This is a genomic window from Pedobacter sp. (genome assembly GCF_035317785.1).
Lineage (GTDB): Bacteria > Bacteroidota > Bacteroidia > Sphingobacteriales > Sphingobacteriaceae > Pedobacter.
In genome coordinates this window covers 1-10,394 of sequence record NZ_DATHGC010000302.1, presented here as the reverse complement: position 1 = coordinate 10,394, position 10,394 = coordinate 1, and the positions used below count along the sequence as shown (strand labels likewise).

General features: G+C 45.6%; 8 protein-coding genes. 4 read left to right on the top strand and 4 right to left on the bottom strand.

What is annotated here, in order from left to right; translation table 11 throughout:
* Nucleotides 1-195: 195 nt before the first annotated feature.
* The gene (locus tag VK541_RS19000) at nt 196-1,272 is read left to right on the top strand and encodes an SGNH/GDSL hydrolase family protein (protein ID WP_324371983.1); all 1,077 of its coding nucleotides are present in this window, start codon (nt 196-198) and stop codon (nt 1,270-1,272) included.
* A gap of 22 nt (nt 1,273-1,294) precedes the next feature.
* On the opposite strand, the gene VK541_RS18995 is transcribed toward VK541_RS19000, so the two are convergent.
* Nucleotides 1,295-3,445 carry a S9 family peptidase gene (locus VK541_RS18995; RefSeq protein ID WP_324371982.1) on the bottom strand — a complete coding sequence of 717 codons (2,151 nt, stop codon included), beginning with the start codon at nt 3,443-3,445 and terminating at the stop codon, nt 1,295-1,297.
* A 117-nt stretch (nt 3,446-3,562) separates the two neighbouring features.
* Between VK541_RS18995 and VK541_RS18990 the strand changes: the two genes are divergently transcribed.
* Together VK541_RS18990 and VK541_RS18985 are read left to right on the top strand one after the other, a co-directional pair.
* Complete coding sequence (locus VK541_RS18990; protein ID WP_324371981.1) at nt 3,563-4,450, top strand: DMT family transporter; 888 nt, start codon at nt 3,563-3,565, stop codon at nt 4,448-4,450.
* A 260-nt stretch (nt 4,451-4,710) separates the two neighbouring features.
* A complete protein-coding gene (locus VK541_RS18985) occupies nt 4,711-6,747 on the top strand; it encodes a M13 family metallopeptidase (protein WP_324371980.1) in 2,037 nt (678 codons plus the stop codon).
* Between the two features lie 246 nt (nt 6,748-6,993).
* On the opposite strand, the gene VK541_RS18980 is transcribed toward VK541_RS18985, so the two are convergent.
* From VK541_RS18980 to VK541_RS18970, 3 genes are all read right to left on the bottom strand, one after another.
* Nucleotides 6,994-7,641 (bottom strand): TetR/AcrR family transcriptional regulator, encoded by a 648-nt coding sequence (locus VK541_RS18980; protein ID WP_324371979.1) that lies wholly within the window; start codon nt 7,639-7,641, stop codon nt 6,994-6,996.
* A gap of 166 nt (nt 7,642-7,807) precedes the next feature.
* On the bottom strand, nt 7,808-8,932 hold the full coding sequence (locus VK541_RS18975) for a Gfo/Idh/MocA family oxidoreductase (protein ID WP_324371978.1): 1,125 nt from the start codon (nt 8,930-8,932) through the stop codon (nt 7,808-7,810).
* Between the two features lie 137 nt (nt 8,933-9,069).
* Nucleotides 9,070-9,405, bottom strand: a complete 336-nt coding sequence (locus VK541_RS18970) for an MmcQ/YjbR family DNA-binding protein (protein WP_324371977.1) — start codon at nt 9,403-9,405, stop codon at nt 9,070-9,072.
* Between the two features lie 70 nt (nt 9,406-9,475).
* On the opposite strand from VK541_RS18970, the gene mnmD reads away from it, so the two are divergent.
* Nucleotides 9,476-10,144: a tRNA (5-methylaminomethyl-2-thiouridine)(34)-methyltransferase MnmD gene (gene mnmD / locus VK541_RS18965; RefSeq protein ID WP_324371975.1), complete on the top strand. Its 669-nt coding sequence runs from the start codon at nt 9,476-9,478 to the stop codon at nt 10,142-10,144.
* Nucleotides 10,145-10,394: the final 250 nt, after the last annotated feature.

The following is a 10,394-nucleotide window of genomic DNA, read 5'->3' as shown; positions in this document are numbered from 1 at the left end:
TCCAGTAGCTGTACCACTTGTCTTCGGTTGCTGCCGGATCGTATTTTGTAGAAATGCTCATTGTATCAAAAAAGTATCAGATTGAAATGGCAAAAATAAGAATAAAAAAGACAGGTATGCCAAATTTATGTTTTAACACGCAATTGAATATATTTGAAACGACATGATTTATACGGCGTTTAATAACTAAAATCTATGAAACTAAGAAAATACTTTCTGCTTTCCTGTTTGTTGTTCACAATAGCGGCCGCTCAGGCGCAGCAAGGACCGGTCTACAAATATATTGACGCCCAGCACCTCAGTAAAAGTGGCCAGTGGCCAAAAAGCACCGAAAATTACTATAGGATACAAGCAGCGGAAAGGCAAGCCCTGACTAAAGCTGTGCAAACACTTTCTCTCAATCCGGCGGGTATCAGCATCACCTTTCAGACCAATTCTAAAAATATTGCCGCAAAATGGAAACTAAATCCTTACCGGGTAATGGGCAATATGTCTCCCCTGGGTGTGAGCGGCCTGGATCTGTATGGATGGAATGGAAAGAAATGGCAGTTTGCCGGAGTCGGTATCCCTTCAAAAGATGAAAATTCACGGACGCTTATCGGCAACCTGGATGGACAAATGAGGCATTACAAAATTTATCTGCCTTTGTATACTGAATTGGGCAGCCTGGAAATAGGAGTAGATGAATCCGCAGAAATAAAACCTGCAGCTCCGGAATATCTAAACCAGAAAAAAGTGGTCATTTACGGTTCCAGCATTACACAGGGTGCCTCAGCCAGCCGACCGGGTATGGCTTATCCATCTATACTTTCAAGAAAAATCAATGTAGAAACCATCAATCTGGGCTTTAGCGGAAACGGTAAAATGGAAATAGAGATTGCCGATCTGCTGGCCGCAATACCAGCTGACGTATATGTAATGGATTGTGTGCCTAATCCGTCACCAGAGGAAATTAAGGAAAGATCTTATCCGCTTATTGCCAAATTAAGGAGACTGAAACCTGACGTGCCGATCGTTATGGTAGAAAGCATTCAAAGGCAGGCGGCAAACTGGGACAATCAGGCAAAAACCCGGCTGACCAGTCAGAATGCGGAATTCAAGACCAGCTACGACCGTTTGATTAAAGAGAAATACAAGGGGATCTATTACATTAAATCCGCTGAGCTCATCGGCAGTGACCATGAGGCGACTACAGACGGGACCCATCTTTCTGATCTGGGATTTTTGAGGATGGCAGAGCGAGTAGCGAAAGAATTGAAAGGAATATTATAACCAAGTATTCGTGCCCTGATGCTTATTTCAGATTCTGCATAAAGTAGTCTGTCACTTTCTGGTATAAATGTATCCTGTCCTTACCGATCACATTGTGCTCATGTCCGGGATAGATCATATAGTCGACCTGTACCCCCGCATCCACCGCTTTCTTCACAAAATCAACTGAATTTTGCTGGACCACCACCGGGTCCTGCTGCCCATGGATTAGTAATAGCTTTCCTTTGAGCTGACCAACCTTATTACTCAGGTAGGTCGCCGCAAATCCATCAGGATTTTCCTGCGGTGTATCCATATAGCGTTCCGTATACATCACTTCATAAAAAGCCCAGTTGATCACCGGTCCGCCGGCTACAGCAGCCTTAAAGACTCCCGGATGACTCACCATAAAATCCACGGTGTTGAATCCGCCAAAGCTCCAGCCAAATAAACCCATATTTGCGGCATCCACGTATGACTGGCTTTTCAGATAATCCACCGCACCCATCATGTCTTCCATCTGTACATCGCCTACCCTGCGGAACATTGACTGTTCAAAAACTTTACCCCTGTTGTCGCTGCCCCTGGTGTCTATGGTCAGTACTACATAACCACGCTCAGCCATGTACCTGAACCAATAATCGCCTGCCCCGGCGTTCCAGCTGTTCAGGATCAGCTGCGCATGCGAGCCTCCATACCAATACACAATGACAGGGTATTTTTTTGAAGCATCAAAACCAACGGGTTTGTATAAACTTGCATACAAATCATCACCCGATTTGCTTTTGAATGTAAAGATGGATGAATTCTCCGTAGCATAGGCTGACAGTGGATTTGCTGCTTCTAGCAGCACTTTAGTCTTTAAAGAGCCGGTTTCCACAATCTGCACGACCCTCGGCTGTTCCGGACTGCTGAAATTATCTATTACAGTATTGCCAGAGGTACTCACCTGGGCACCATGAACAGCCAGCCCCTGGGTCAGCTGAACTGCCTTGCCAGACTTAAGGTTTAACGCATATAAATTCCGGCTTATCGGCGACCCCGCTGTGGACATATAAAACAACCGTTGCCCCTTGGCGTCAAAACCCTTTACCTCCATCACTTCCCAGCTGCCTTTGGTAAGTTGTTTCAGGACTTTCCCATTCCCGTCATACAGATACAAATGGTTCCAACCATCACGGTTACTTTGCCAGATGAATTTATCCGGATCATTTTTGAGGAACAGCATGGGTACCAGCGGTTCTACATATTTTTCATCCTTTTCTTCAAATAAAGTTTTAATAAAAACGCCGCTCACAGCATCATACTGATTTAGTTTCAGATGATTCTGCCCGCGGTTCAGAACCGCTATGTACACATATTTATCATCCGGGCTCCAGGCAATATTGGTCAGGTACTGTTCCGCCGGCTCGCCTGTTTTCAGGTAAACCACCGTTTTAGTCTCTGCATTATAAACGCCTACCGTGACCTCGTGGCTTTTATCCCCCGCCATCGGGTACTTAATATTTACATTCTTTGCCGGTCTTGTAGTCCAGTCAATGATCGGGTAATCGCTGACCATACGCTGGTCCATCCTGTAAAATGCGAGCACTTTACCGCTGTTGCTCCAAAAAGTACCCTTACTGATTCCAAATTCATCACGGTGCACCGATGACGCATACACAATATCAGCAGTGCCGTCTGTAGTTACCTGTTTTTGCTCAGCACCTTTCGCGACATACAAATTGAAATTATCCAGGTAAGCCACATAACCCGCCCTACTTTCTTCCAGACCCGTCTTGCCCCCAAGCGCCGCTTCCACCAGTATAGTAGCTTTATTGCTGACTGGGTTCAGTGCTATCTTAGCACCATTCAGACCGATGATCCAATCGGCGCCCTGGTTAAACTGGATCAGGGGCATAGCCTTTGCCGAATCCAGCCCGGCGGCCTTCAGTTTCACATTCAGCTCGGCCAGCGACAAGAATGATTTTTCTTCCTCCTTAAATCCACCCTTCATCCATACCGGTTCATTACCCGCACGTTTGGCATACACATAATTTTCCGTACCATATAAAAACTGTATCTGGGTTAGGTTTTGCGGTGCCAAAGTAGTGCGTGCATTGCCGATGGCATCCTGCATGGTCAGTTGTTTTTGTTGCGCAATACCACAAACAGCAATCAGTACCAGCTGGACAGATAAGATAAATCTCTTCATAAAATCTCAATGAATAATAAGTTGTGCCAAACTTAGAAAAATTTGTTAAGATTGACTGATGAAATATAGTGTTTTCTTGTCTTACCTTTGATGTGTGAAAATCAACAATCTATTCGGGTGAAAAACATCGCTATCGGTTTACTTTTTGCCATGCTCTGGGCTTCCGCCTCTGTAGCGACCAAATTCGGTCTGCTTTCCGCTCCGCCCCTCATACTTGGGAATACCCGGTTTTTCATAGCAGGTATTGTTTTATTGCTCTACGGATATTCATTTAAAAAAGACCGTTCCTACCGCATGCCCAAAGGAGAAGAATGGAAACAGCTTGCCTTATTTGGCTTCCTGAACACTACTGTGTACCTGGGCTTATTTGTCTATGCCATGAAGTATACCGCCGCAGGGATCGGCAGCCTGGCTACATCCACCAATCCGCTGCTCATTGTGTTGCTTTCGTCGTGGCTTATCGGACGTAAGCCAGCCAAAGCAGAAATATTCAGCATCATTATTGGCATGACCGGCATTGGCATCGCCACCTATCCCCTGCTCAAAAACAGCAGCAGCAGTTTACTTGGAGTGATCATACTCATGCTCAGCATGGTCTCAGTTTCTTTTGCCAGTGTATATTATGCACGGGTCAAATGGACATTGCCAAACATCCTGATCAATGGCTGGCAGGTAGCCCTTGGCGGGCTGTTCCTGCTGCCTTTCACTTTTGTTTTCAGCGATTTTTCCACCCTGATCATAGACAGCCATTTTGTGTATTCGGCATTGTGGCTCAGCCTTGTTGTGTCTGTCATTGGCTTGATCTGCTGGTTCTATCTGTTAAAAATCGACACGGTCAAAGCCTCACTCTGGCTCTTCCTCTGCCCTTTGTTCGGTTTTTTCTATGCCTGGTGGCTTATAGATGAGCCCATTACCCTATACACTATTGGCGGTACACTGCTTGTCGTTTTCGGCTTATACCTCGGTCAGCGGCAAAAACTTAAAAAGAAGGCTGCTGCAAATTAATTTAAAGAAATCAGACAGGAATTTCCGGTCCCGCACAATAAAGTATGTTAAAATATGTTAAATACATATAAACTAACTTAGCAATGAAAGCCATTAAAGTTTTTTATTTTACCAGCACCATTTTCAGGAGACTTGGCCTTACCAAGATCTACTATTGGTTCAACAAGTAATATTTTCACTAGACTTCCCATCCCAAAAGCCTATTTATTACTTTTATCTCCCAGATGCCCTTGTCGCGTCCGGACAACTAACTAATTTCTATGACTACAACCACACTTAAAAGCTGTATGGCAATTTTGGCGTTATTGGCTGTGAATTATTCCGCTCAGGCTCAGTCGCCTGACAGGCTGATCGACAACGCCAATATGGACCTAACCGTCAAGCCGGGAGATGATTTTTACCAATACGCCAGCGGTACCTGGATCAAAAACAACCCTGTTCCTGCTAAAGAAACCCGCTGGGGAAGCTTCAATGTCCTGCGCGATTTCAACATCAATGCAGTAAAAGGGCTGATAGAGAATGCTGCGGCAGACCCGTCTGCGGCAACCGGATCTGTCAAAAAGCGTGTTGGTGACTTCTATGCAGCCGCAATGGACAGCGCAAAAATCGAAAAGCTTGGCTACACCCCGATCAAAGCCGACCTTCAAAAGATCAAACAATTAAAAGACCTTCAGGCCATCCTGGATCATTCTTCCTATTTACGGAGTTCTGGAATCGCAGCACCAATGTTCAGTTTCGGCGTTGGGCAGGACAATAAAAACGTTACCCGTTACATTGCTCAGTTTGGACAAGGCGGCATCACCCTTCCCGACCGCGACTACTACCTGAAAGACGACACCCGCAGCCTCCAGATCCGCGCGGCCTACACAACCTATATGGTCACACTGTTCAAATTAACAGGTTCAACGGACACTGAAGCAAAGAAAAAAGCAGCAGTGGTCATCTCCATAGAGAAACAAATGGCAAATGCCCAGATGCCGAGAGTGGAAATGCGGGATCCGGATAAAACCTACAATAAATTTACCGTGGCGGCTTTCAGCAAAACCACTCCAAACTTAAACTGGGCAGACATTCTTAACAAATTCAAAGTCAAAGGGCAAGACACTGTTCTGGTTTCTGCGCCTAAATTTTTCGTTAGCCTGAACGGACTGCTGAAGACAGTTTCCGTAACAGATTGGAAAACTTACCTCGAATGGAATGTCCTCAAAGGTGCTGCTCCGCACCTGAGTTCGCCATTTGTATCTGCGGCATTTGCTTTCAATCAGGTTCAGAGCGGACAAAAAGTACAAACCCCCAGATGGCAGCGCATGTCCCAACTCACAGACGGCACCATCGGCGAACTCCTTGGGCAGCTGTATGTAGCCAAGTATTTCAAGCCAGAGGCTAAAGCGCGAATGACAGAATTGATCAGCAACCTGCGAAAAGCATTTGAAATCAGGATCAAAGGCCTGGACTGGATGAGCGACCTTACCAAGGAAAAAGCACTGGCCAAACTCCATGCATTTGTTCCAAAGATCGGCTACCCTGACAAATGGAAAACCTATGATGGCCTGACCATTACCAGAACCACCCATTTTCAGAACCAGAGAAATGCCGGCCAATGGGCATACAACGAAATGATCGGCCATCTGGGCAAGCCTGTGGACCGTACCCGCTTCGGAATGACGCCACCAACCGTCAACGCCTACTATAGTGCCACTATGAATGAGATCGTATTTCCGGCTGGCATTCTGCAGTTTCCATTCTTCGACCCAAATGCAGATGATGCAGTCAACTATGGCGGTATCGGTGCAGTGATTGGTCACGAAATGTCTCACGGATTTGACGACAGTGGCAGCAAATATGACAAAGACGGTAACCTGAAGAACTGGTGGACCGAAGAGGACCGCAGCAAATTTGACGCAAAAGCCAAAGCCCTCGGCGAGCAGTTCGACGCCTATACCGTACTGGACACCATTCACGTGATCGGCAAACTGACCATGGGAGAAAACATTGGGGACCTTGGTGGGTTGAACGCGGCCTACACCGCATTTAAAATGACCAAACAGGGGCAGTCCAAAGAAAAGATAGATGGCTTTACACCCGACCAGCGCTTCTTTCTTTCCTGGGCACAGGTCTGGAGAGGAAACATCTTGCCAGAAACCGCTGCGCAGTTCATCAAAACTGATCCGCATTCACCCGGACCTTACAGAACCATCGGCGCTCCGGTCAACATGGATGCCTGGTACGAGGCATTTGATGTGAAACCTGGTGATAAATTGTACAAGAAACCTGAAGACAGGATCAGAATGTGGTAGTAGGGGGCTAATTTAGTGCTTCACAAATTTCGTAATCTGAGAGAGGACATAGGAATTTTTGCCCTTCTTCAGGGCAAAAATTCCTATGTCCTCTCTCAGATTACGAAATTTGCATGGCGCATAAATAACGAGGGGGAAGGGAAAGCGACAAATCGGTTAGGCATCCTGAAAGCCCGAAAAACATACCTCTTATTTTTGGGCTAATTATATTTTTGTTCTCGCCATTATAATACCAACAGGCAAACCTTACAGGTTCGCATAAGCCAAACCGACAATCTGGTCCAACGCCTTATGGATCCTCGCCATACCCTCCGGCTTATTGATGTCGATTCCGCAAAAAGGATTGCCGTTTGCCTTTGCCTGCAGTACCATGTAAATGATGCCTGCTACCTGCAACGCCATTATACCCCGGAAATCAAGGTCAGATTTTTCAAATTGGGGCTCCAGCAGCTTAAAGATCTCATCACCAAAAGCCTCACGTTTCAACCCCACCTCCTTCATCAGCTTATTTCTTTCACTCGTTTCCCAGATCACGATCTTCTGCATTTCTTCCTCCCTGTAGAAATGATCAAGATGTGTTTTCAGAATCTCCCTGACCAGCGGCTCACCGCCATGAATACTGATCACTTCTTCAATACCCGCCATATCCTTAGCCAGTTCCAGCCAGTAATCCTTGCGCTTCACATAAATCTCGATCAGGTTATTGACATTATTATCAAAATACCGGTAGATCAGTTTCTTATGGACTTCCGCTTTTTTTGCTATATTATTTACCCCAAGTGCCGTATAGCCCTCGGTCTTGATGATTTCACCTACCGCCTCAATCAATTTCAGCATGGTACGCTCTTTATCCCTTATCGTGCCAGAGACACGCTTTCTCGGCTTAGTTTCCATAATTTCTAAAATAATAAAAAAAAATAAAATATGTCACCACTTTTCAAAGTTGCGTGCTTTAATTTTACAGAAAAGAGAGAAACACTGGACCACGAAGTTCAGTCCATAATATTCGCAACGCTCAAACAAACCAGGGGGAATCTAACGTCGGACTCCCCCTAATTTTTTACTTTGTATTCAGCAATACCGTCTTTCCGGTTTTAGCAGATTCTTTGGCAGCCTCAAGGATCCTAACCACAGTTACATTGTTTTCCAAAGAATACAAGCCGTTTTCAGGCACAGTGATCTTACCGCTCACCACATCAGCCAGGTAAGCAAAAGGATCTTCATAAACCGGTATTTCCTTTGAAGTCACGACCAGGCTATGCTCTTTCTTGTCATTTTTTGCCCTGAGCCGCATGTTATTGTTGTCCAAAGCAAACACATAACCTGTCTCCCCATAAATCTCCATATCCTTGCGGCTGAACGGCCAGTTCCAGGAAGCCTGGATCACACATTGCGCGGTTGGATAATTGACAATGATTGTGGCATCATCATCTACTTTTGGATAAATGGCTGGTTTATATTGCCTGGTTACCGCAGTTACAGAGACAGGTTGCTGGCCATGCATCAGATGGGTCATCAGATTGGCGCCATAACAACCAAAATCCATCAATGCACCACCGCCATTCAATACCGGATCTGTCAGAAAATCAAAAAACTCCTTGCCCACCCCAATCTCTTTCGGGCCCTGGTGCCCGTCATGGATCACTACTTTTCTGATCGCCCCCACGTAATTGCTGTCATTTACCAACTGGTATGCTTTCGCGTTGCTCGGGTACCATGAAGTTTCAAAATTGGTCAGCAAATGGATCTTATATTTCTTTGCCAGCGCCTCCATTTTTTTAGCTTGTGCAAGGGTTGTAGCCAAAGGCTTTTCCACCATCACATGGATACCTCTCGGCGCGCAGACCTCTACTACCATAGCATGATCGTAAACAGAACCAAAAGCCACAACAGCCTCCGGTTTCACTTGATCCAGCATTTTATTCAGGTCCGTATAAAACAGCTCACCGCTTAATTTAAAGTCTTTTATGCGCTTAGCTGCCAGCTCCTTATCCGGCTCATATACCCCTGCCAGGGTCACATCCGATTTGTTTTTTCTGTTCAGAATCCAGGGCACATGGCCATGACTGGTACCAACTACCGCCACCCTTAGCGGTCCCTTTTCTGCCTGCCGGGCGTGGCTCTGCAACCCTAAAACAATCAGCAGGCAAGTCAAAAATACGGTAGTGATCTTATATCGTTTCATATCAAATGATGAGTTAAAATGTGTTCCTTTAATTTGGCGATATAAGATTAAATAAAATTTCTTAATCGAAAGCAAATCAAAGCCATTCACGCATATAAGTTACAAAAGCACAGATTTTACCCTAGCGCACGCCAGGATCAGGCATACGTTTCCTGCAGCTTTTTACTCAGTTTGCTCAGCACCAGTTTTCTTGATGCTGCCACCCGTTCCATCAGTTCCTTATCGGTCATCACGTCCATACTATCGATTGCTATCCACTGTCTGCGGGCAAAATGAGGCGCCTGTTTTATTCCCGGCCTGGCGGCCAGTTCATCAAAATCCTCAGGGTCGCATTTCATACAAAGGTTACCATCTTCCAGTGAAGCCAGGATAAAGATCTTTTCAGCGATCATAAAGCAAAGGTGATCCCATTTCATCCCTTCTGTTGTGCCGTTCAGGCTCAGGCAGTAATCTCTTAACGTTTCAATATTCATAACAGCTCATTAAAGTCTAAAGTTAACAGTAATCCGGCAACCATTCTCCAATTTTACTAAGTTTGTACCGATGAACAAGATCACCCCGACCGCCGATGGCTCTAACACGCTGTACAATGAAGCCATTGGCGAACATTACCATTCCAAACACGGCGCACTTCAGGAAAGCAAGCATGTATTTATCGCCGCCGGCCTGGAGCATGCCGCGGTTAAGTTTCCCAGCCAGAAGATCAGTGTCCTGGAAGTAGGCTTTGGTACCGGACTGAACTTCTTGCTGAGCGCCGCTTACTGCGCATGGCACAAGATCAAACTGGAATATACCTCTTTAGAAGCATTTCCGCTGACCAATGAAGAACTCGAATCCACAGGCTACAACAATTACATCCCCGCAGAGATCTGGGACAACATGATCCACAACTATGGAAAGGCCATGCAGCAAACGGTAAACATCCAGCCGGAGCAGCAGCTCAGAATTGTCCACACCTGGCTGCACAGGTACCAGACCGAACAGCAATTTGACCTGGTCTACTACGATGCCTTTTCTGTACAGCATCAGCCGGAAATGTGGAGTGATGAGATCATCGCCCATACCTGCCAGTTTTTAAAACCCGGTGGGGTCTTTGTTACCTATGCCATTACCGGAAAGCTCAAGCGTGCTTTAAAAAGTATAGGCTTTACAGTAGAGAAGTTGCCGGGCGCACCAGGAAAAAGAGAGATGCTGAGGGCAATAAAAAACTAATTTAATACGGCTTTCTGCGCACATCCTGCGCTACTTCTGCGTACTTCCTGCGGTTAAAAGTACCGTTAAGCGCAGGAAGTACGCAGCAAGTCCGGGGCAGTAATGGAACTGTCTTACCCTATTATAGCTATACAGGTTACTGATTTAATTTTGAATTGACTATACACGCAAATTTGTTATTCCTGTCGGAGTTATACAAGTTGTATTTCTTTTATTTTATACTTTTTGGGTTTCCATCTTTTCTTAAGTT

What these genes read in the sequence shown, in the direction of transcription:
- VK541_RS19000 (WP_324371983.1), top strand. Translation starts at nt 196, where the DNA reads ATGAAACTAAGAAAATACTTTCTGCTTTCCTGTTTGTTGTTCACAATA.
- VK541_RS18995 (WP_324371982.1), bottom strand. Translation starts at nt 3,445, where the DNA reads ATGAAGAGATTTATCTTATCTGTCCAGCTGGTACTGATTGCTGTTTGT.
- VK541_RS18985 (WP_324371980.1), top strand. Translation starts at nt 4,711, where the DNA reads ATGACTACAACCACACTTAAAAGCTGTATGGCAATTTTGGCGTTATTG.
- VK541_RS18980 (WP_324371979.1), bottom strand. Translation starts at nt 7,641, where the DNA reads ATGGAAACTAAGCCGAGAAAGCGTGTCTCTGGCACGATAAGGGATAAA.
- VK541_RS18975 (WP_324371978.1), bottom strand. Translation starts at nt 8,932, where the DNA reads ATGAAACGATATAAGATCACTACCGTATTTTTGACTTGCCTGCTGATT.
- VK541_RS18970 (WP_324371977.1), bottom strand. Translation starts at nt 9,405, where the DNA reads ATGAATATTGAAACGTTAAGAGATTACTGCCTGAGCCTGAACGGCACA.
- mnmD (WP_324371975.1), top strand. Translation starts at nt 9,476, where the DNA reads ATGAACAAGATCACCCCGACCGCCGATGGCTCTAACACGCTGTACAAT.